19 protein-coding genes are annotated in these 20,604 nt (G+C 69.9%); 12 read left to right on the top strand and 7 right to left on the bottom strand.

Annotation, left to right across the window (positions count from 1 at the left end):
- Positions 1-48 precede the first annotated feature (48 nt).
- From OHA18_RS01710 to OHA18_RS01700, 3 genes are read left to right on the top strand one after another with little or no spacing between them, the layout of a single operon-like run.
- Positions 49-1,722: an acyl-CoA mutase large subunit family protein gene (locus OHA18_RS01710; RefSeq protein ID WP_329001690.1), complete on the top strand. Its 1,674-nt coding sequence runs from the start codon at positions 49-51 to the stop codon at positions 1,720-1,722.
- Entirely contained in the window at positions 1,643-3,523 is a 1,881-nt protein-coding gene (locus tag OHA18_RS01705) for an NAD-binding protein (RefSeq protein ID WP_329001689.1), read from the top strand. Before OHA18_RS01710 ends, OHA18_RS01705 begins: the two co-directional genes overlap by 80 nt.
- Before the next feature lie 49 nt (positions 3,524-3,572).
- Positions 3,573-4,523, top strand: a complete 951-nt coding sequence (locus OHA18_RS01700) for a tetratricopeptide repeat protein (RefSeq protein WP_329001687.1) — start codon at positions 3,573-3,575, stop codon at positions 4,521-4,523.
- Between the two features lie 18 nt (positions 4,524-4,541).
- On the opposite strand, the gene OHA18_RS01695 is transcribed toward OHA18_RS01700, so the two are convergent.
- On the bottom strand, positions 4,542-4,988 hold the full coding sequence (locus tag OHA18_RS01695; RefSeq protein ID WP_329001685.1) for a MarR family winged helix-turn-helix transcriptional regulator: 447 nt from the start codon (positions 4,986-4,988) through the stop codon (positions 4,542-4,544).
- A 100-nt stretch (positions 4,989-5,088) separates the two neighbouring features.
- Here OHA18_RS01695 and OHA18_RS01690 point away from each other — a divergent pair, with 100 nt between their 5' ends.
- The 3 genes from OHA18_RS01690 (at position 5,089) to OHA18_RS01680 (ending at position 8,597) form a co-directional block, all read left to right on the top strand.
- On the top strand, positions 5,089-6,108 hold the full coding sequence (locus OHA18_RS01690) for a hypothetical protein (RefSeq protein WP_329001683.1): 1,020 nt from the start codon (positions 5,089-5,091) through the stop codon (positions 6,106-6,108).
- A gap of 80 nt (positions 6,109-6,188) precedes the next feature.
- Complete coding sequence (locus tag OHA18_RS01685) at positions 6,189-7,070, top strand: MurR/RpiR family transcriptional regulator (protein ID WP_329001682.1); 882 nt, start codon at positions 6,189-6,191, stop codon at positions 7,068-7,070.
- Between the two features lie 111 nt (positions 7,071-7,181).
- Complete coding sequence (locus OHA18_RS01680; protein ID WP_329001681.1) at positions 7,182-8,597, top strand: hypothetical protein; 1,416 nt, start codon at positions 7,182-7,184, stop codon at positions 8,595-8,597.
- Here OHA18_RS01680 and OHA18_RS01675 read toward each other — a convergent pair whose 3' ends face one another.
- Entirely contained in the window at positions 8,598-9,788 is a 1,191-nt protein-coding gene (locus tag OHA18_RS01675; RefSeq protein WP_329001680.1) for a citrate/2-methylcitrate synthase, read from the bottom strand.
- 73 nt (positions 9,789-9,861) lie between these two features.
- Here OHA18_RS01675 and OHA18_RS01670 point away from each other — a divergent pair, with 73 nt between their 5' ends.
- Positions 9,862-11,001 (top strand): citrate/2-methylcitrate synthase, encoded by a 1,140-nt coding sequence (locus OHA18_RS01670; RefSeq protein ID WP_329001679.1) that lies wholly within the window; start codon positions 9,862-9,864, stop codon positions 10,999-11,001.
- Here the strand turns inward: OHA18_RS01670 and OHA18_RS01665 are convergent.
- Entirely contained in the window at positions 10,998-12,431 is a 1,434-nt protein-coding gene (locus tag OHA18_RS01665) for a flavin-containing monooxygenase (protein ID WP_329001678.1), read from the bottom strand. The genes OHA18_RS01670 and OHA18_RS01665 overlap by 4 nt on opposite strands.
- A gap of 114 nt (positions 12,432-12,545) precedes the next feature.
- On the opposite strand from OHA18_RS01665, the gene OHA18_RS01660 reads away from it, so the two are divergent.
- Positions 12,546-12,917, top strand: a complete 372-nt coding sequence (locus OHA18_RS01660; RefSeq protein ID WP_329001676.1) for a YciI family protein — start codon at positions 12,546-12,548, stop codon at positions 12,915-12,917.
- A 60-nt stretch (positions 12,918-12,977) separates the two neighbouring features.
- Entirely contained in the window at positions 12,978-14,192 is a 1,215-nt protein-coding gene (locus OHA18_RS01655; protein ID WP_329001675.1) for an RNA polymerase sigma factor, read from the top strand.
- 535 nt (positions 14,193-14,727) lie between these two features.
- Here the strand turns inward: OHA18_RS01655 and OHA18_RS01650 are convergent.
- Positions 14,728-15,144 (bottom strand): MerR family transcriptional regulator, encoded by a 417-nt coding sequence (locus tag OHA18_RS01650; RefSeq protein ID WP_329001674.1) that lies wholly within the window; start codon positions 15,142-15,144, stop codon positions 14,728-14,730.
- A gap of 24 nt (positions 15,145-15,168) precedes the next feature.
- Here OHA18_RS01650 and OHA18_RS01645 point away from each other — a divergent pair, with 24 nt between their 5' ends.
- Entirely contained in the window at positions 15,169-16,584 is a 1,416-nt protein-coding gene (locus tag OHA18_RS01645) for an MFS transporter (RefSeq protein ID WP_329001672.1), read from the top strand.
- Here OHA18_RS01645 and OHA18_RS01640 read toward each other — a convergent pair.
- Together OHA18_RS01640 and OHA18_RS01635 are read right to left on the bottom strand one after the other, a co-directional pair.
- The gene (locus OHA18_RS01640; RefSeq protein WP_329001671.1) at positions 16,565-17,497 is read right to left on the bottom strand and encodes an RNA polymerase subunit sigma-70; all 933 of its coding nucleotides are present in this window, start codon (positions 17,495-17,497) and stop codon (positions 16,565-16,567) included. The genes OHA18_RS01645 and OHA18_RS01640 overlap by 20 nt on opposite strands.
- 17 nt (positions 17,498-17,514) lie before the next feature.
- Positions 17,515-18,411: an alpha/beta hydrolase gene (locus OHA18_RS01635; RefSeq protein WP_329001670.1), complete on the bottom strand. Its 897-nt coding sequence runs from the start codon at positions 18,409-18,411 to the stop codon at positions 17,515-17,517.
- A 78-nt stretch (positions 18,412-18,489) separates the two neighbouring features.
- On the opposite strand from OHA18_RS01635, the gene OHA18_RS01630 reads away from it, so the two are divergent.
- Positions 18,490-18,885, top strand: a complete 396-nt coding sequence (locus tag OHA18_RS01630) for a DUF4870 domain-containing protein (protein WP_329001668.1) — start codon at positions 18,490-18,492, stop codon at positions 18,883-18,885.
- A gap of 10 nt (positions 18,886-18,895) precedes the next feature.
- Positions 18,896-19,711, top strand: coding sequence for a phosphotransferase (locus OHA18_RS01625; protein ID WP_329001667.1), 816 nt, complete (start codon positions 18,896-18,898; stop codon positions 19,709-19,711).
- On the opposite strand, the gene OHA18_RS01620 is transcribed toward OHA18_RS01625, so the two are convergent.
- A complete protein-coding gene (locus OHA18_RS01620) occupies positions 19,701-20,594 on the bottom strand; it encodes an NUDIX hydrolase (RefSeq protein WP_329001666.1) in 894 nt (297 codons plus the stop codon). The genes OHA18_RS01625 and OHA18_RS01620 overlap by 11 nt on opposite strands.
- Between the last annotated feature and the right edge of the window lie 10 nt (positions 20,595-20,604).

Below are 20,604 nucleotides of genomic sequence, written 5' to 3'. Positions count from 1 at the left end.
GTTGGACGTCCTAGTATTTTGGGACCAGTTCCCGAGGAGGTCTGACTGATGGATGCCGAGCGGATTGCGGCCGGCCGGAGCCGGTGGCAGCAGCGGTACGACGCGGCGCGGAAGCGGGAGGCGGACTTCACCACGCTGTCCGGCACCGAGGTCGAGCCGGTGTACGGGCCTCCCGAGGGGGTCGAGGACCCGCGGATGGAGCGGATCGGCTGGCCGGGCGAGTTCCCGTTCACCCGCGGGCTGTATCCGACCGGCTACCGCGGCCGGACCTGGACGATCCGCCAGTTCGCCGGCTTCGGCAACGCCGAGCAGACCAACGAGCGGTACCGGATGATCCTCAACGGCGGTGGCGGCGGCCTGTCGGTCGCGTTCGACATGCCGACGCTGATGGGCCGCGACTCCGACGACCCGAAGTCGCTCGGCGAGGTCGGCCACTGCGGCGTCGCGATCGACTCGGCCGCCGACATGGACCGGCTGTTCAAGGACATCCCGCTGCAGGACGTCACCACGTCGATGACGATCTCCGGCCCCGCCGTACCGGCGTTCTGTATGTACCTGGTGTCGGCCGAGCGCCAGGGCGCTGACATCACCAAGCTCAACGGGACGCTGCAGACCGACATCTTCAAGGAGTACATCGCGCAGAAGGAGTGGCTGTTCCCGCCGGAGCCCCATCTGCGCCTGATCGGCGACCTGATGGAGTACTGCGCGACCACGATCCCGGCGTACAAGCCGCTCAGCGTCTCCGGGTACCACATCCGCGAGGCGGGCTCGACGGCCGCGCAGGAGCTCGCGTACACGCTGGCCGACGGATTCGGGTACGTCGAGCTCGGGCTGTCCCGCGGGCTCGACGTCGACGTGTTCGCGCCCGGCCTGTCGTTCTTCTTCGACAGCCACCTGGACTTCTTCGAGGAGATCGCGAAGTTCCGTGCGGCCCGCCGGATCTGGGCCCGCTGGCTGCGCGACGTGTACGGCGCCAAGACCGAGAAGGCCCAGTCGCTGCGCTTCCACACCCAGACGGCGGGCGTGTCCCTGACCGCGCAGCAGCCGGTCAACAACGTCGTACGGACGGCCGTCGAGGCACTGGCCGCGGTGCTCGGCGGGACGAACTCGCTGCACACCAACGCGCTCGACGAGACGCTCGCGCTGCCGACCGCGGAGTCCGCGGAGATCGCGCTGCGCACGCAGTCGGTGCTGATGGAGGAGGTCGGGGTCACCAACGTCGCCGACCCGCTCGGCGGATCCTGGTTCGTCGAGGCGCTCACCGATCAGATCGAGGCCGAGGCCGAGCAGATCTTCGCCCGGATCAAGGAGATGAGCCCGGACGAGACGATGACCGGCGGCATCCTGCGCGGGATCGAGGACGGCTGGTTCATGGCCGAGATCGCCGACGCCGCCTTCGACTACCAGCAGAAGCTCGAGAAGGGCGAGAAGAAGATCGTCGGCGTCAACACGCTCACCGACACGGTGTCCGGCGACCTGGAGATCCTCCGGGTCTCGCACGAGGTCGAGATCGAGCAGTGCCGGGCCCTCGCGGAACGCAAGACACTCCGTGACGAGGACCAGGTACGGCGTACGCTAACGGCTCTGGTGGAGGCGGCCAGCGGCACTGGCAACCTGATCGAGCCCATGCTGGAGGCAGTGCGTGCGGAGGCCACGATGGGGGAAATCTGTCACGTTCTTCGGGAACAGTGGGGAGAGTACCGAGAGCCGGCCCGATTCTGAGGAGCCGCCACCGCCCGAGCGGTCCACGACGGGCGGCGGCACGTCCGGTCCGTCCGACGGGCGACGAGTGGTGGTCTGCGGCTCGGATCGCACGATGCTCCGGGTCGTCACCGAGCTGGTGAGCTCGGGCGAACGGGTGACCGCGATCGTCAATCCCGACTCGCGTCACTACGACCGGATCAGCGAGCTGGGCGCGACCGTGATGGGCGCGCGGGTGATCAGCGAGTCGCTGCTGCGGCGGGCCGGGATCGACGCTGCCGACGACGGGTCGCCGTCGACTGCGCGTGCTCTGGTCCTGCTGGACACCGACGACGTCCACAACGTGCACACGGCGCTGACCGCACGCGACATGGATCCGGAGCTGCGGATCGTCGTACAGATGGTCAACCCGCGGCTGGGCAAGCAGATGAACAGCCTGCTCGGCGACTGCGTGGTGATCAACGGGCCGTCGCTGGCCGCGCCCGCGTTCGTGGCGGATGCATTGGAGGACGACGAGCTGACCTGGCTGGACCTCGGTGGCCGTCGGCTGGTGGCCGGTCAGGCCGACCTGATCCGGGAGCCGCACCTGACCGTGCTCGCGGACACCAGCTCGTCCGCCACGCCGGACCTGCTGCCGTTGTCCAGCTCCGATCCCGAGGGCGACATCGTGCTGGGCACCGGCGTACGGACGGTCTGGCGCAGTCGCGACGTCCGTCCGGCCGGCTGGTTCATGGCGCTGCGCGACATCCTCGACACCCGGGTCCGCAAGATCGCCGCGGTGATGGCGTTCCTGATCCTGGCCGGTACGGCGATCATCCACTTCTTCGGCGAGATCGAGTGGTGGCGTGCGCTGTACCTCGCGGCCGGTGTGGTGACGTCGGCCGGTATCGACGACGACAAGTTCAACGACGCGCAGCCGTGGGTGAAGGTCAGCGCGGTGCTGGTCCAGCTCACCGGGATCGTGCTGATGGCGCTGCTGACCGCGGTCGTGGTCGACTCGCTGATCGGTGCGCGGCTGTCGCGGATCATCGGCGGTGTCCGTGGCCGGCCGCGCAACCACGTGGTGGTCTGCGGCCTCGGTACGGTCGGGTCGCGGGTGCTCGAGATCCTCACCGAGCGGGGCGTCGCGGTGGTCGGGGTCGACCAGGACGACGAGGCGCCCGGCATACAGACGGCGCACCGGTTGCGGATCCCGGTGGTGGTCGGCGACAGCAGCAACGAGGAGACGCTGCGGTCGGCCGGCGTCCAGCGGTGCCAGTCCGTACTCGCGATCACCGACGGCGACATCACCAACCTGGAGTCGGCGATCATGGCCCGGGACCTGAACCCGGATGCCTGGATCACGATGCGGATGTTCGACCACGACCTGGCACAACGGGTCGAGCGCCGGCTCGGCCTCGGCCACAGCCGGTCGGTGTCGATGCTGGTCGCACCGGCGGTCGCCGCCGCAGTCGCGAACCGGCGCAGCCAGGTGACGATCCCTGCTGGTCGGCGCGTCCTGCTGCTCACCGAGGTCGCGGTCGAGCCCGGCTCGATCGCGGTCGGGAAACGGATGGGGGAGCTGGACGAGGCAGGCGGACTGCGGGTGCTGGCCAGGCAGGATCTGGGCGAAGCCTGGGACTGGAGTCCGACGTCCGGCCGCGAACTCCGGGCCAACGGCCGCGGGCCGGCCTCCGAGCGGGAAGATCGGCCGGGAGGGCGGGTCCCGGCGGCGGAGCGGGAGCTCCGGGCGGGGGACCGGATCGCGGTCGCGGGGACCCGGAGCGGGCTGGCGCGACTGCTGATGACGACCCGGCCGCAGCAGAGTTCGGCCTCGTCGTAGAGGATAGAGATGTGAACGTATGTAGTGCGTACGGAATGCGAGGACAGTGGTGAGCCAGTCCAACTTCTCCCGTCCCGGGGCGATCGACCTGTCGGCCCTGCGCAAGCCCGCCGGGGCCGCGCCCGGTGCGCCGGGTGCTGCCGGCGGTCCTGGTGCCCCGGCTGGTGCTGCCGGCGGCGCGTACGTGCTGAACGTCGGCGAGGCGAACTTCCAGGCCGACGTGATCGAGCGCAGCCTCCAGGCGCCGGTGGTGGTCGAGCTGTGGTCGCCGCGCTCGCAGGGCTCGAACGCCCTCGGCGCGGTGCTGATCCAGCTGTCGACGGAGTACGCCGGGAAGTTCTTGCTGGCCCGGATCGACGTCGACGCGAACCCGCAGGTGGCCCAGGCGTTCGGCGTCCAGGCGGTGCCTGTGGTGATCGCGATCCTGCGCGGTCAGCCGGTCCCGCTGTTCCAGGGTGTCCTGGGTGAGCCGGAGGTCCGGCAGTACCTCGACCAGCTGCTTACCGTCGCGGTCGCGAACGGCATCACCGGGCGCGCCGAGCCGGTCGGTCCGGCCGCCCCCGACGCCGAGTCGGCGGAGGAGCCGCCGCCGAACCCGCGGTACGAGAAGGCGGAGAACGCGCTCGGCGCGGGCGACCTGGACGGCGCGATCGCGGCGTACGAGGAGCTGCTCAAGGAGACGCCGGGCGACGCCGAGGCGAAGTCCGGGCTGGCCCGGGTGCAGCTGGTGAAGCGGACCCAGGACGTGCCGGCCGATGTCCGGACGCGTGCGGCCGACAACCCGACCGACGTCGAGGCGCAGCTGCTGGTCGCCGACGTCGATCTGATGGGCGGGCATGTCGACGACGCCTTCGCCCGCCTGATCAGCACGGTCCAGGCGACCGCGGGCGACGACCGGAACACCGTCCGGCTGCACCTGCTCGAGCTGTTCGAGGTCGTCGGTGCCGACGACGAGCGGGTGATCAAGGCTCGCCGGCGCCTGATGGCTGCGCTCTTCTAGCCCTCGTCCGGCCCGGTCCTAGCTCTTCAGGATCGGGTCTGTCGTCAGGGTCTCGGAGACCCGGGCGAGGAGGGCGCGGAGGGTCTCCGCCTCCTCCTCGCTGAACGCTGCGGCCAGTCGGCGCTCGACGCCGACGGCCCGCTTGTCCGCCTGCTCGAGGGCCTTGCGGCCCGCCGTGGTCGGGCGGGTCTCGATCACGTGCTTGTGCAGCGGATGCGGCGTGCGCTCGATCAGGCCGGCTGCCTCCAGATTGCGCAGGATCGTCGTCATCGTCTGTGGCGTGACCAGACAGCGGCGCGCCAGCTCGGCGGCGGAGATCCCCGGCTGCTCGTCCAGCACGAACAGGGCGGCGTACTGCGGCACGGTGAGCCCGGCCGGCTTCACCGCGGCCGACTTCGCCGCCTGCAGCTCCTGCTCGACCCGCTTGAAGTGACTGCCGAGCCGTTCGTCGAAGGACATCCGCATGCGGACCATCCTACGAACCGCGGCGAATATATATACATTGACGACCATCAGAACTCTGATTAGTCTCTGTGCTCGTATCCATTCGGAGGAGGGGTTCTCGATGAAGTTTCGTGTGCTGGGGGCAGGGCTGCTGGCGCTGACCGCCGCACTGCCGGCCACGCTGCCGCTCGCCCTGCCGGCGACGGCGTCGGCGGTGCCCGTGGCGGCTTCTGTTCAGCTGCGCGGGCAGGCCGGGATCGACGGCCGGACCGCTGACAAGTACCCGGAGGGGATCGCCTGGGACCCGACCCGGCGGGCGTTCCTGATCGGCTCGCTGGCCACCGGCCGGATCTCCGTAGTCGGGTTCGACGGCGTGCCGCATCCGTTCGGCGTCGCGCCCGGGGTGTCCACCTTCGGCCTGCATGTCGATGCCGTTCGCAACCGTGTGCTCGTCACGTACGCCGACATCGGCAACGGCGAGCGAACGTCGGACGCCACGCTCTACAAGCAGTCCGGCGTCGCGATCTACAACCTGCGCACCGGCCGGCTCGAGCGCAGGGTCGACCTGAACACCCCGCGGCTGAACCCGGCCGGCGGTCTCCACGGGGTGAACGATCTCGCGATCGATGCCGTGGGCAATGCCTACGTCACCGACCCGGCGGGGGACGCGATCTACAAGGTGACGCCGTCCGGCGCGGCCTCGGTTCTGGTCCGCGACGAGCGGCTGCGCAGCGACACGATCGGGGCCAACGGCATCGTGTGGCACCCGGCCGGGTATCTGCTCACCGTTCGCTACGACACCGGCACGCTGTTCCGGATCTCGCCGCGCGGTGAACTCAGTACTACTGGTCTGACCAGTGCACTGGTCGGTGGCGACGGTCTCGCGATGAGGCGGGACGGGCGGCTGGTCGCGATCACGAACAAGCTCGGTGCGGCCGGTGTCGAGCGGGCGACCGTGCTGAGCAGCCGCGACAACTACCGGACCGCGCAGGTTCGGTCGGTCGAGCCGTGGCCGGTGTCCGGTCCGACGACGGCCGTGATCACGCCGTACGGGACGTATGTGCTGAGCGGGCGGATCGATGTGCTGCTCGCGGGTGGCTGGTCTGACCAGTTCACTATCCGGCGGATGAGCGCGGGGTGAGCCTGGGATGAGTTAGGTGGCCGGAATCGGACAGTGTGAATTCTTGTAATTGATGCCGAGGTGCTCTGAGAATTCTTCACATGAGCGCTGTCGCGTCGCCGCCGCCGAGTCTCGAGGCGCGCATCCACGGCCTGCTGCCGGCGTTGAGTCCGGCGCAGGCCCGGATCGCCGCCGAAGTACTGCGGGATCCGGCGGCGGTCGCGGGGTCGACGATCGGCCAGCTGGCGGCCCGGTGCGGTACGTCGCTGCCGAGCGTCACCCGCTTCTGCCTCGCACTCGGGTTGTCCGGGTACGCCGAGCTGCGGCTCACGCTGGCGGCCGAGAGTGGCCGGACCAGTCTCAGCTGGGAGCGCGGGACCGGGTCCGAGGTCGGTCCGGACGACTCCCTCGACGACGTACTCCGGACCTTGCTGCGCGCCGACACGCGCGCGCTCGAGGACACCGTCGCGTCGCTGGACGTCGATGCGCTCGGCCGCGCGGTCCGTGCGATCTCGGATGCGCGGCGGATCGATCTGTACGCCGTGGCGGGGTCGGCGGCAGTGGCCGAGGACCTGCGATTACGGCTGCACCGGATCGGGCGCAGCGCGAGCAGCTGGAGCGACGTCCACACCGCGCTGGCCAGCTCGGCCCTGCTCGGGACGGGCGATGTCGCGATCGGGATCTCCCACAGCGGCGAGACGCTCGAAGTACTCGAACCGGTGACCCGGGCCGGCCGGCAAGGGGCGACGACTGTTGCCATCACCAACTATCCGCGCTCGCCGCTGGCGCAGGCCGCGGACATCGTGCTGGTCACGGCCGCCCGCGACGTCACGTTCCGGACCGGGGGACTGTCCGGCCGGCACGCCCAGATGATCGTGCTGGATGCGCTGTACCTCGGCGTGGCCCAACGCGACTACCCGCTGGCCGAGCAGGCCTTCGACGCCACCGCCGAGGCGGTCGCCGACCACCGCCGGCGGACATGAGCTCCCGCCCATGATCCGCCGCCCCATGATTCGCCGCGCCGGAGGCGTGGTGCCAGCAGCGTCCTGAACTTCTGCCCCTCGCTCCGTTCGACCGCCTTCCGAAGGAGAACCATGCAGAGCCCGCACCAGATCCTCGGCCCCAGCCGCCGCAGTCTGCTCCTCGGCGCCGGCGCCACCGCCCTCACCGCGGCCGCCGCAACTGCCACCTCCGCGACCACCGCATCCGCCACCACCGCCGGCGCCTCGGCGACCTCGGCGTCCGCAGCGGGTGGTGCGGTGCCGGCCGACGTCGCCGTACCGTCGCCGGACACGTTGCCGTTGACCGGTGGGCCCGACTTCCCGATCGGGTTGTTCTGGCCGCCGCACCCGTACGCGAGCACGGCCCAGCGGTTCGCGGAGATCAGGACCGCCGGGTTCGATTTCATTGTCTCCGGCAACTACGCAGGCGACGGCAACATCTTCCAGTACCAGCTCGGCCTGGCCCGCGACGCCGGCCTGAAGATGCTGATCTCGGACGACATCCAGATCCGCAACATGTCCCGCTGGTTCTCGATCTCCGACACCACCACCGACTTCCTCAGCGTCACGCCGGCCGAGGCCAGTGCGCTGTACGTCCGGGCACGCGACGCGTACGGACCGTACTCGTCGCTGGCCGGCTTCAACTTCTACGACGAACCCGGCGCGGGCTGGTTCGCGACACTGGCGAAGGCGCTCGCGATCTCGCGTGAGCTGGCGCCGCAGTTGCTGCCGTACATCAACCTGCTGCCGTCCGACGACGCGACGTACTACCGCAACTTCGTCGACGTGGTGAAGCCGTCGCTGATCTCCTTCGACCGGTACCCGCTGCTGTCCGAGGGGCGCGAGGACGAGAACTACTTCCACAACTGGGCGATCGTCCGGGATGCCGCCCTGCACGGCGATATCCCGGCCTGGACGTACATCCAGACGCTTGCCTACAACAACCATCGCGAGCCGACCGCGGCCGAGTTGCTCTGGCAGGTCAACATCAGCCTCGCGTACGGCGCGAAGGGCATCCAGTACTTCACGTACTGGACGCCGGAAGCTGCTCGTGGTGAAGGTTTCGGCCCGGCGCTGATCACGGTCGACGGCAAACGGACCCCGCGGTACGACGCCGCGAAGCAGATCAACACGACGTGGCTGCATCAGGTCGGGCGCGAGGTCAAGCCGCTCGTGTCCGAGTCCGTTGTGCACGCCAACGAGACTCCGCTGCCGAACGGCGCTGTCGGGTTCACGCCGACCAATCTGGTGTCGGCGGTCTCCGGGAACTCGGTTGTCGTGAGCACCTTCCGGTCGCGGGACGCGGCGTCGGGTGATCGCTGGCTGTTGGTTGCGAACCGCTCGCACAGCGCGCGGGCTCGTGCGGTCGTCGCGGTCAATGAGCAGACGGTTGGGTCGGTCGGGGTGTTCCAGCCGGCCAAGCAGAAGTACGTCTCGCAGCGGGTCGGACCTGTCCCGGTCAGCCTGGCTCCCGGTGCGGCGACGCTGATCAAGCTCGGCGCGAAGTAGTCAGGTCGTTTGGCCGGTGTAGATGCCCATCGCGCGGAAGCGGAGGGCCGGGGCCGCGTACTCCTCGAGGGCGTGCGCGGTCCAGCCGATCATCCGGGCGATGGCGAACAGCGCGTCGCCGGCGTCGGGGCGGAAGTTGTAGGCGTGCATGATCGCCGCGATGGCGAGATCGCTGTTCGGGAACGTCGGGCTGCGCTCGGAGATCGCGGCGATCGTGCCGACGATCGGGTGGTCACCGAGCAGTTCGAGGAGTACTTCGGCGCGTGGGTCGCGGTGCTCGTAGATCCGGTGACCAAAACCGGGGATCGGTTCGCCTGACCGCAACTGGTCCGACAGGGCCTTCAGCGGATCCTGCTGTGCTCGCCGGAGGAACTCGTACGCGAGGGTCGGCGCAGCACCGTGGTACTGCCCGTCGAGCGCACCGAGCCCGGCGGAGATGACGGCGTACAGGTTCGCGCGCGCACTGGCGGCGACCCGCGCGGCGACGGTCGACACCGCCAGCCCGTGGTCGGCCAGCAGGATGAGCGCCGCATCAAGCACCTCCGCCCGTGGCGGTTCGTCGGAGAGCTTGGGCCACAGACGTGCGCCGAGGGTCGCGCCGGCGGCCACGTAGTCACCGGGCAGCGCGGTCACCAAGGTCTCGATCAGCTGGCCGGCTGCAGCAGTCACCGCGGGAACCGACAGGTCGAACCGCAACGGATCGGCGGCCCCGAGCACAGCCACCGCAACCCGCAAGCGGTCGGTCAGCCGCGCGGTATCCGGCGCCACGGCAATCGCCGCCCGGGCCAGCTTCACCCCCTCCCGCGTCACCGCGAACCCCGCCGCGGCAGAGCCGTCGGCGGTCGTCGATGGCTGAGGCGGGGCCTCGCCGGTCCACAGGAGGTTGGCTACTTGTTCGACCGTCCAACTGGTGGCCAGGGAGCTTGCGGGGTGGCCTCGGTAGTAGAGCTCGTCGTGCTGGAGGAGGGTTAGTTCGGATTCGATGCGTTCTACTACGCCGGAGTGGTCGACGGAGCGGCTGGCCAGGCGGTCGACCTCGGTGGTGGAGAAGAGGCTGCCGCGGCGGCCGCGGGCTCGGATGCTGGTCAGGAGGCCGCGGCTGACGTACGCGTAGATCGTCTCCGGCTTGACCTGCAGCCGGCGCGCGACCTCCGCGGTGGTCAGGTAATTCTCGTCACCTTCGGCCGTCATCCCCGCTCCTCGAGCCATTCACATTGACTGGATCAATATTGACAATAGTTGATTGCGTGTCAACTCTGAAGATATGTCAACAACGATCAATGTTCCGCCCGGTCTGCGCAACGTCGTCGTCACCGAGACGACCCTCGGCGACGTCCGTGGTGACGAGGGGTTCTACCACTACCGCCAGTACTCGGCGATCGATCTCGCCAAGTCGAAGACGCTCGAAGACGTCTGGTACCTGATGTTCGAGGGCCACCTCCCGACCGACGCCGAACGCGACCGGTTCGTCGCCGAGCTCGCGCCGCTGCGGGTCCTGCCCGACGAGGTCACCGCGGTCCTGCCCGCGATCGCGAATGCCGGGGCGAAGTTCAACCCGCTCGCCGGTCTCCGCACCGCCCTGTCGCTCCTGGCGGCGGTCCGGGGCCTGCCGCCGCTCTGGGATGTCGACGCGGCCCGCCGCAAGGCCGACGCGATGCTGGTCTGCGCGGTCACCCCGACGATCCTCGCGGCCCTCTACCGGCTGCGCGAAGGCCAGCAGCCGTTGGAGCCCCGCGCCGACCTGTCGGCGGCAGCGAACTGGCTCTACCTGGTCACGGGCACCGAGCCGACCGCCGTACACGTGACTGCGGTCGAGCATTACCTCGTCTCGACCGTGGACCACGGCTTCAACGCGTCCACGTTCACCGCGCGGGTGATCGCCTCCACCGGCGCTGACGTCGTCTCGGCCGTGGCCGGCGCGATCGGCGCGTTCTCCGGCCCGCTGCACGGCGGCGCCCCGGACCGCGCTCTGGCCAGCCTCGACGAGATCGGTACGCCGGACCGCATCGACGCCTGGGTCCGCGCGAAGGTGTCCGCCGGCGACCGGATCATGGGCTTCGGGCACGCGGTCTACCGCACCGAGGACCCGCGGTCGCTGATGCTGCGCGACATCGCCCGCGGTATCGGCGGCGACCTGGTCGACTTCGCCACCACCGTCGAGCAGCGCATCGTCGACGTCCTCGCCGAGCTGAAGCCCGGCCGCAACCTCTACGCGAACGTCGAGTTCTACGCCGGCGTCGTGATGGAGCTCTGCGGCATCCCGCGCCCGATGTTCACGCCGACCTTCGCCGTCAGCCGCATCATCGGCTGGTCCGCCAACATCCTCGAACAGGCCCAGGACCCGAAGATCATCCGCCCGATCGCGACGTACGTCGGCCCGCAGCCGCCCGCGCCGATCTCCTAGACGAACTGCATGACCCCGTCGTCGACCGGGCTGAAGCGGAGCGACACCAGGTCGCGCGGGTAGTTCTGCCGGAGGCGCCAGGGCCCCTGACTGCCCTGGCGCGGAAGGATCGCGGCGGCGCGGCGGATGTAGCCGGAGGAGAGGTCGACGACCGGGCGCGGCGGGGCGTCGTACTCGGCCTGGTCGACCTCGGGGATGCAGATGCGGGTGCCGGTGGCGGTCAGGTGGTTGAGGAGCCGGCAGACGTACTGCGAGGTCAGGTCGGAGCGCAGCGTCCAGGAGTTGTTCGTGTAGCCGATGCACCAGGCAAGGTTCGGTACGCCGCTCAGCATCATGCCCTTGTAGACGAACATGTCGTGCGGCTCGACGGACCGCCCGTCCACCGTCAGCTGGATGTTGCCGAGCGCAACCATGCGGAGGCCGGTCGCGGTGACGACGAGATCGGCCTCCAGCTCCTGCCCGGACCGCAACAGCAGACCGTGCGGGGTGAACCGGTCGATCTCGTCGGTGACCACCGAGGCCGACCCGTTGTGCAACGCCTTGAACAGGTCGGCGTCCGGCACCAGGCACAGCCGCTGGTCCCACGGTTTGTACTGCGGGGTGAAGTGCGGATCGACCGGGATCGACTCCGGGAGCTGCCTGGCCACCGTGCTGTTGAGCAGCCACGCGGCATGCGCCGGCCACTTGCGGAACGCACTGTAGAGCGCGGTGCTCACGGCAACGTTCTTCCCACGGATCAACCGGTGCGCGAGGTTCTCCGGCAGTACGGCGCGGAGGCGGTCGGAGAATGCGTCGCGGGCGGGACGCGAGGCGACGTAGCTCGGCGTTCGCTGCAGCATCGTCACGTGTTCCGCCGTACCGGCCATGGCGGGCACGAGCGTCACCGCGGTCGCGCCGCTGCCGATGACGACAACTCGCTGCCCGGTGTAGTCCAGGTCGGACGGCCAGTGCTGCGGGTGCACGATCCGGCCCTCGAACGAACTCTGCCCCTCGAAGTCGACCACATACCCCGAGTCGTAGTCGTAGTACCCGCTGCACACGTAGAGGAACGAACACGTGTAAGAACCAGTCCCCGTCTCCACGGTCCACAGCGCGTCCGACGACGACCATGAGGCGCGGACGACGCGCTGGCCGAAGCGGATGTGCTTGTCGATGCCGTACGCCGACGCGGTCTCGTGCAGGTAGTCGAGGATCGACGGCCCGTCCGCGATCGCCTTCGCCGCCTTCCACGGGTGGAACGGGAAGCCGAGCGTGAACATGTCCGAGTCCGATCGCACCCCCGGGTACCGGAACAGGTCCCAGGTGCCGCCGAGGGCGTCGCGCGCCTCGAGAACGGCGTACGTTCGATCCGGGCAACGGGTCTGCAGACGGTACGCCGCGCCGATGCCGGACAGGCCGGCACCGACGATCAGCACGTCCAAGTGCTCCATCGAACTCACAGTACTCAACAGTAATGAAGATTCTTCCGCGGTGTTGTCGATTCCGTGTGGCGGCGATCGTCAGCAAGATGTTCAGTACAAGAACTACCCGAGGGAGAGCCTGAGATGGCGCAGTACATGTTCCTGCTGTACGACAGCGAAGAGTGGTACGACAACGTCACGCCGGACGACTGGCAGCAGGCGATGAAGCTGCACGGGGCGTTCGCCGAGGCGGTGGAGAAGGCCGGGGCGCGGATCCTCGGCGGGGAGGCGCTCGAGCGGTCCACCACCGCGAGCACGGTCAAGCAGCGCGAGGGCGCCGAGCCGCTGGTCACCGACGGCCCGTTCATCGAGACCAAGGAGGCGCTCGGCGGGTACTACGTGATCGAGGCCCGCGATCTCGACCAGGCGCTGGAGCTGGCCAAGATCTGCCCGTCCGGCAACGTCGAGGTCCGCCCGGTGATGGACACCTCCGGCGACTCCGGACCGCAGGACTGACATGCCTCGACCGGGTACGCCGGCCTTCCGTCCGGTCGGCGTACCCGTGGGGGAGGAGTCGTGACGGAAGCCGTTGAGGTGACCCGGGTCGTCGACCGGGCGCATCGGGAGAGCTGGTCGACGGTCCTGGCGTCGGTCGTGCGGCTGACGCGGGACCTCGACCTGGCCGAGGACTGTACGCAGGACGCCTTCGTCCAGGCGTTGCGGACCTGGCCGGACGGGATCCCGGCGAACCCGGGCGGCTGGCTGACGACGGTGGCGCGCCGCCTGGCGCTGGATCGGCTGCGGCGGGAGACGAACCTGTGGCGGAAGCTCCCGCTGCTGGTCGAGGAGCCTGGCGAGGTCGAGCAGCCGACGGACCCGCTGAGGCTGGTGTTCACCTGCTGCCACCCGGCGCTGGCGCGCGAGTCGCAGGTCGCGCTGACCCTGAGGCTGATCTGTGGACTGACGACCCGCGAGGTCGCGGCGGTGCTGCTGATCAGCGAGTCGACGGCGGCCGCGCGGATCACCCGGGCCAAGAAGAAGATCGCGGCGGCGGGTATCCCGTACCGGATCCCGGCGGACCACGAGCTGCCGGCGCGGGTGGATGTTGTGCTGACCGTCGTGCATCTGGTGTACACGGCGGGGCATGTGGCGGCCGGGTCGGAGTTGACCAGGACCGATCTGACCGGGCGAGCGATCGGGCTGGCGCGGATGCTCGAGCGTCTGATGCCGGACGAGCCGGAGCCGCAGGCGCTACTCGGGCTGCTGCTGATGACCGAGGCGCGGGGTGACGCACGGGTCAGTGCGGACGGCGAGCTGGTGCTGCTGGCGGATCAGGACCGGTCGCGGTGGGATGCGCCGATGCTGGCGGAGGGGGTGTCGCGAGCGACGGCAGCGCTGGAGCGGGGGCAGGGGCGGTTCGCGTTGCAGGCGGCGGTGGCCGGGCTCCACGTGACCGCGCCGTCCTGGTCGAGGACGAACTGGGGGCAGGTGGTCCGGATGTACGACGCGATGATGGTGAGCTGGCCGACGCCGATCGTCGCCCTGAACCGGGCCGCCGCGCACAGCCTGGTGCCCGGCGCCGACCTGGACCTGGTCCTCGCCGAGTTGGATGCCCTGAGCAAGGAGCCCGCGCTGGCGTCGTACGCCTATCTGCCGGCGACCCGGGCCGATGTCCTGACCCGGTTGGAGCGCCCCGACGAGGCAGGCGAGGCCTACCGCGCGGCGATAGCCCTCACCGCCAACGAAACCGAACGCCGCTTCCTCACCACCCGCCTGCACAACCTCGCCTAACCCCGCGGCCCGGCCCCGCGGCCCGGCCCCGCGGCCCGGCCCGGCCCGGCGGCCCGGCCCGGCGACGGTGGAGGTTTTCTCGCCGCTCAGGGCAGGAAATCCTCCTAGGAGGGTTTTGAAACGCGCCTAGGAGGGTTCTTGGTTGGGGGCAGACGGGGCGGAGGCTTGCCGAGGTGCGGGGTTAGGCGAGGTTGTGCAGGCGGGTGGTGAGGTGCGGGCGGGGGGGGCGTGGTGCGGGGGCGTGGTGCGGGGGCGTGGTGCGGGGGCGTGGTGCGGGGGCGTGGTGCGGGGGCGTGGTGCGGGGGCGTGGTGCGGGGGCGTGGTGCGGGGGCGTGGTGCGGGGGCGTGGTGCGGGGGCGTGGTGCGGGGGCGTGGTGCGGGGGCGTGGTGCGGGGGCGTGGTGCGGGGGCGTGGTGCGGGGGCGTGGTGCGGGGGCGTGGTGCGGGGGCGTGGTGCGGGGGCGTGGTGCGGGGGCGTGGTGCGGGGGCGTGGTGCGGGGGCGTGGTGCGGGGGCGTGGTGCGGGGGTGGGCTGGGTCAGTCGCGTGGCGCCCACAGCTGATCGGCGTCGCCGGCTTCCATCCGGCCCCGGTACACGTCGATCTTGTGGTCGATGAGCTCGAGGCTCTCCTGCAGCTCGGCGAGCTGGGTGAGTACGTCGGAGCGGTGGGCCTCGAGTAGCTCGAGGCGGTCCTTCTCGTTGCCGCGGCCGGCAAGGACGAGCTCGGCGTACTGGCGGATCATGCGGATCGGCATCCCGGTGGCGCGGAACTTCGTGCAGATCTTGATCCAGTCCAGATCGATCTGGCGGTACCGACGGCGCCCGCCGACGGTGCGGTCGACGGTGGTGACGACCAGGCCGGCGCGTTCGTAGTACCGGAGCGTGTGGACGCTGACGCCGGTGTGTTCGGCGGCTTCGGCGATGCTGATCCCGCGTTCATTGACTTCGAGCACGCTCTAAATCCTAGCGTGGTCGGTATGACCCTTCCAACGCTCGAGGACACTGGTCTGACCAGTGCCCGCCGGTACGCCGTCCTCGTCATCTGCTGTGCGAGCCTGCTGATCTCGGTGATGGACATCTCGATCGTCAACGTCGCCCTGCCCGCGATCCGGGACGGGCTCGGCGCCTCGACGGCCGGCCTGCAGTGGACCGTCGACGCCTACACGCTCGTGCTCGCGAGCTTCCTGTTGCTGGCCGGTTCGACCGCGGACCGGTTCGGCCGCCGCCGGATGTTCCGCCTCGGGCTGGTCGTGTTCGGCATCGGTTCGCTGTTGTGCAGCCTGGCGCCCGGCATCGGCTGGCTGATCGCCGCGCGGGCCGTGCAGGCGGTCGGCGGCACGCTGCTGAACCCGGTCGCGATGGCGATCGTGGTGACGGTGTTCCCCGATCGGGCCGAGCGGGCGCGGGCGATCGGGATCTTCGGCGCGACGGCCGGTCTGTCGCTCGTCCTCGGCCCGATCCTCGGCGGTGCGCTCGTCGACGGCCTCGGCTGGCGGTCGATCTTCTGGGTGAACCTCCCGATCGTCGTACTCGCGGTCGTGTTCACCAGCTTGTTCGTCCCCGAGTCGCGCGCAGCCCGCGGCCGCCGGTTCGATCCGGTCGGTCAGCTCCTGGTCATCTTCGTCCTCGGCGGCGTCGTGTCGGCAATCATCGAGTCCGAGAAGCACGGCTGGGGTACGCCTCTGGTGCTCGGACTGCTCGTGGTCGCGGCCGTGTCGGCGGTCGCGCTGATCGGGTACGAACGCCGGCGCGAGGAACCGCTGCTGGAGCTTCGCCTGTTCCGCAGCGTCCCGTTCAGCTCGGCCGTGCTGATCGCGATGTTCGCCTACAGCGGCTTCGGCGCGTTTCTCTTCGTCACGACGCTCTACCTGCAGAGCGTCCGCAATCTGTCCGCGCTCGACGCCGGTCTGTCCTTGCTGCCGGTCGGCCTGCTGATCTGCGTCCTGTCGCCGCTCACCGGCCGCGTGGTCGGTTCGCTCGGACCACGCCTACCGCTGGTCGTCGCGGGTACTGCGCTGACGCTCGGAGCGGCCGCATCGATGACGATCGGCATCTCGACCTCGCTGCCGGTGATCCTCGCGATCTTCCTGCTTTTCGGCGTCTTCCTGGGCACCATCAACCCGCCGATCGCGAACTCGGCGGTCTCCGGGATGCCCGCGTCGATGACCGGTCTCGCGGCCTCACTCGCGTCGGTCGGCCGGCAGACCGGTACGTCGCTCGGGGTCGCGATCGCCGGATCGATCGTCGGGGCCAAGGCGACGACCGATCCGGAGGCGTTCGTCCACGCTGCTCATCTCGTGTGGTGGCCGATCATCGCGATGGGACTCGTCGTACTGGCGCTGGCCTTGCTGAGCACGAGCCGCCGGGCGCTTCTCACGGCGCAGGCGGTGTGAGCGGCAGACCGAAGTACGGGACGAGGCTCGGCGTGCTGAAGACGTGGATGTGGGTGAGGCCGGTGGCCGTCGGGGTGAGTACGGCGACGCCGTACGGCTCGCCCTTGAAGTACGCACCGACCGCCGGCTGGCCGTTCGCGACGATCGGGATCATCGCCCAGTCCCCAGGGGCACCGAGCGCGGACTCCAGCAGTTGCAGGCACATCACCCGGCCGTCGAACCACGCCGTCGTACCGACCATCTCGATCGCTGCGTCGGCACGCAGCGCCCGCTCGAGAGCAGCCAGGTCGGCGTTCTCGAAGCCGCTGATGTAGTCCGCGAGCAGGGCTCGGGCCCGCGGGTCGTCCGGCTCGACGACTGCGTCGGTGGGGTTCTCGTCGAGACGGGCTCGCGCTCGTTGCAGGGTGCTCTTCACGGCCGCGACGGAGGTGTCGAGCATGGTCGCGACCTCGGACGCCGGGAACGCGAGCACCTCCCGCAGGATCAGTACGGCACGTTGCTTGGCCGGCAGGTACTGCAACGCCGCGATGAGCGCGAGCCGCAGGCTCTCCCGGGTGGTGACGATCGTCGCGGGGTCATGGACCAGGGACTCTGCGATCGGTTCCACGAACAGTACGGACGGGTCGTCGGGAGGTGCGCCGGGGGAGAGGTCGGTCGCCGGAGCACCCAGCCCGGACGGCAGCGCGCGGCGGCCACGCTGCTCGAGGGCGGTCAGGCAGACGTTGGTCGCGATCCGGTACAGCCAGACCCGCACCGACGACCGTCCTTCGAACGCCGACCACGACCGCCACGCCCGCAGGTACGTCTCCTGGACGGCGTCCTCGGCCTCGTGCACGGACGCGAGCATCCGGTAGCAGTGGGCCAGCAGCTCCTTGCGGAACGGCTCGGTCCGACCAGTGAACTCGGTCGTCACCACTACCTCCTCGGTCGTCACAGGCCCAGCACCGGCCGTGCCCAGCGTGCCATTCGCTGGATGGCATCGTCGGCCTCCGGCGCGCGACCCGCCGCCATCTGGAACGTGTGCTGCATCTGCGGGAACACGTCCAGCCCTACGTCGACTCCCGCCTTCTCCGCGGCCGCGGCAAGCTGCTGAGCGTCATCGAGGAGTACTTCGTCGCCGCCGACCTGGATGTAGATCGGTCCGAGCCCGGTCAGGTCGCCGTACAACGGGTTCACGAACGGGTCCTGGGGCGAGCCATCAGGCCCGAGGAAGATCCACCCGAGCCCGCGGACCAGGTCCCGGTGGAAGAACGCGTCGCGATCCCGGTTGGCGTCGTACGACGCTCCGGTCGCCTCGAAGTCCACCGCCGGCGAGAACGGCATCGCGCCGGCGGGCAGCGGCAGGCCGATCGAGCGGGCGCGGAGCTGGGTGGTGATGGCCATCGCGCCTCCCACCGAGTCGCCGGTGAACAGGATGTGCCCGGGTGCGATGCCTTGGTCCAGCAGCCAGCGGTAGGTGCCGACCGCATCGTCGAGCTGCGCCGGATGCGTGTGCTCGGGCGCCAACGGGTAGTCGAAGACCAGCGCGCGGGCGCCGACCGCCCGGGCGAGGTGAGCGAAGAGCTTCCGGTGCGAGTACCGCGATCCGCCGATGTAGCCGCCGCCGTGGAAGCACAGCAGCACTCGGTCCGCGACGGCGCCGTGCGGCACGATCCAGAGCGCGGGCCGGCCGTCGACCGAGAGGTAGTCCACGTCGGCCGGCTCGGTGGTGAGCTCGGCCCAGCGGTGATCGCCCAGTTCCTGATCACCTTCCGGGGTGTCCTGCTCGGCGGACACCCGCGCCGCGGCCCAGTGCCGCCGGACCGCCTCCGACTCGTTGCTCGGCATCGTGATTCCTTCCGTTGCTGGTCGTTATCGGTACTGACCGGTGACCCCACGAAAAGGAATCGGTGCTTCACTGGGAGCATGAGCACTCCGGGCTCAGGATCCGACCCGGGACCCTCACTGACGGCCTCGGAAGAACGCACGTGGGCGATGGTCGCGCATGTGGGGGTGTTCATCGCGGCCTGGCTGGCGATGGGCTTTCTCTGCCCGTTGATCATCTGGCTGCTGTTCCGCGGCCGCTCGGAGTTCGTCCGGCGGAACGCGCTCGAGTCGCTGAACTTCCAGATCTCGCTGCTGATCTACACCGCGATCGCGGTGGTGCTGGTGCTGATCACGTTCGGTCTCGGCGTGCTGATCATCGTGCCGCTGATCGTGATCGGTGCGGTGGCGGCGGTGGTGGTCATCGTTCGCGCCACCATCGCGGCCTCCAGCGGGCAGGAGTACCGCTATCCGCTGACGATCCGGGTGGTCCGTTAGGGTCGGGCCGGTGGAGCTCATCGGCCAGGGGATGGAAGGCGCGGTCTACGACCTCGGGGACGGGACCGTTCGGAAGGTCTGGTTCGATCGGCGGCCGGAGGACGTCCGGCCGCTGCAGGCGTTCCTGGACGAACTGCCGCCGCTGCCGTTCCGCACGCCGCGGATCCGCGAGATCACCGCGGGCGAGAACGGCCTGGCGATCAGCGTCGAGGACAAGCTGACCGGCGTACCGCTGCACGAGGCCGGTCTGCCGGAGGAGCAGGCGCTGGAGGCGTTCGTTGCGGTTGTGGAGGCACTGCGTGCCGTGCAGCCTGGTCCGGCGAGCAAGGCGATGCCGGTGATCAACCAGCCGTTCTGGAAGGCGACCTGGGGCGAGAGCCTGGCAGCGCTGGTACGGCGGCGTGCGGACGAGTCACGTGTGCACTTGGAGCGTGACGTGCCGGGCTTCGCGGGTCTGCTGGCTGAGCTGCTCGACGGTCTCACCCAGCTCCGGCCTGACGAGCTGAGCGTCGTACACGGGGACATCTGCCCGCCCAACGTACTGATGGACGGCTCTCGCGTGGCAGCCGTGCTGGACTGGGGTTTCCTCTCCACCGCAGGCGACAACACGTTCGAGGCGTCGCTGGCGGCGGGGTTCTTCGAGATGTACGGGCCGGAGGCGCGGCGGCTCGATGAGCTGTTGCTGGACCGGTTCGCCGGGCTCGGGCACGACCGGGAGCGGATGCGGCTGTACCGGCGGGCGTACGCGATCGTCACCGCGACCATCTACGACGAGAACGCGGGCGACGGGCACTACGTCTGGTGCGTCAACCAGCTCACGAGGTGATCGGTACGCCGGCGCGCAGGTTGTGGAGCTGATCCGGCGCGGCCAGGAGCATCGGGAGGCGCCGGGCGTTCAACGGCGAGACCAGGCCGGCCAGCTCCTCCGGCGCGTGCCACGACAGCCCGCGGATCTCGAAGCCGTCCGGTTGCAGTTCGTCGATCAGCGACGGGTCGTGGACGCCGCCGTCGTACAGGATCTCGACCGCGTCGCCCCAGCCCTCCCAGCGCGGCAGCCAGTCGATCGCAAGGACGCCGAGCAGCGGCAACGCCGTACCGACCTCCTCCTGCATCTCCCGGGACGCCCCGGTCGCAGGGTCCTCGTCCGGCTCGACCACGCCGCCAGGCAGCTCCAGGTCCTTCTTGTAGCTGACCTGGCACAGCAGCACCCGCCCGGCCGTGTCCCGTACGACGACGTGCGCGATGACGCGCTTCTTGGGCAGCGTCGAGTCCATCAACGCCGTCCAGCCCGTCACCGTGTCCGGACGGGGGTCGTCGACGCGCATGCCGTAGATCGCGACGTCCCGGCGTTCCCCGTCGACCAGGGCCGCCCCACGCAGTACGCCCTCGCGCCGGAAACCGGACCGGATGGCGATCCGGCCCGACGAGTGCAGTTCGGGATCGACCTCCACCTGCAGCCGCTCCAGGCCGAGCTCACCGAACGCGTACTCGGCCACGAGCCGCACAGTCCGCTCTGCCACCCCGATACCGCCGTCGAGCGCCCAGGTGACCAGGCCGACCCCAGGCGTCGTCCGGCGGACCTCGACGGTGCCGACCGGTTCGCTGGGCTCGACGTCGGTGCGCTCGACGTCGAAGGTCACCAACTGCCCGTTGGGCTGCGAAGGACGCAGCGTCAGCTCATCATCTGACAGCGGATGTACGGCGGTCACGCCGTGAACG

It is taken from the genome of Kribbella sp. NBC_00709, assembly GCF_036226565.1.
Lineage (GTDB): Bacteria > Actinomycetota > Actinomycetes > Propionibacteriales > Kribbellaceae > Kribbella.
The sequence above is the reverse complement of the archived record's forward strand: the minus strand, read 5'-3'. Positions and strand labels throughout refer to the sequence as shown.

Bases quoted from the DNA above. Each gene is read 5' to 3' on its own strand.
- OHA18_RS01710 (WP_329001690.1), top strand. From the start codon at position 49: ATGGATGCCGAGCGGATTGCGGCCGGCCGGAGCCGGTGGCAGCAGCGG.
- OHA18_RS01695 (WP_329001685.1), bottom strand. From the start codon at position 4,988: ATGCGGATGTCCTTCGACGAACGGCTCGGCAGTCACTTCAAGCGGGTC.
- OHA18_RS01690 (WP_329001683.1), top strand. From the start codon at position 5,089: ATGAAGTTTCGTGTGCTGGGGGCAGGGCTGCTGGCGCTGACCGCCGCA.
- OHA18_RS01685 (WP_329001682.1), top strand. From the start codon at position 6,189: ATGAGCGCTGTCGCGTCGCCGCCGCCGAGTCTCGAGGCGCGCATCCAC.
- OHA18_RS01680 (WP_329001681.1), top strand. From the start codon at position 7,182: ATGCAGAGCCCGCACCAGATCCTCGGCCCCAGCCGCCGCAGTCTGCTC.
- OHA18_RS01675 (WP_329001680.1), bottom strand. From the start codon at position 9,788: ATGACGGCCGAAGGTGACGAGAATTACCTGACCACCGCGGAGGTCGCG.
- OHA18_RS01670 (WP_329001679.1), top strand. From the start codon at position 9,862: ATGTCAACAACGATCAATGTTCCGCCCGGTCTGCGCAACGTCGTCGTC.
- OHA18_RS01665 (WP_329001678.1), bottom strand. From the start codon at position 12,431: ATGGAGCACTTGGACGTGCTGATCGTCGGTGCCGGCCTGTCCGGCATC.
- OHA18_RS01660 (WP_329001676.1), top strand. From the start codon at position 12,546: ATGGCGCAGTACATGTTCCTGCTGTACGACAGCGAAGAGTGGTACGAC.
- OHA18_RS01645 (WP_329001672.1), top strand. From the start codon at position 15,169: ATGACCCTTCCAACGCTCGAGGACACTGGTCTGACCAGTGCCCGCCGG.
- OHA18_RS01635 (WP_329001670.1), bottom strand. From the start codon at position 18,411: ATGCCGAGCAACGAGTCGGAGGCGGTCCGGCGGCACTGGGCCGCGGCG.
- OHA18_RS01630 (WP_329001668.1), top strand. From the start codon at position 18,490: ATGAGCACTCCGGGCTCAGGATCCGACCCGGGACCCTCACTGACGGCC.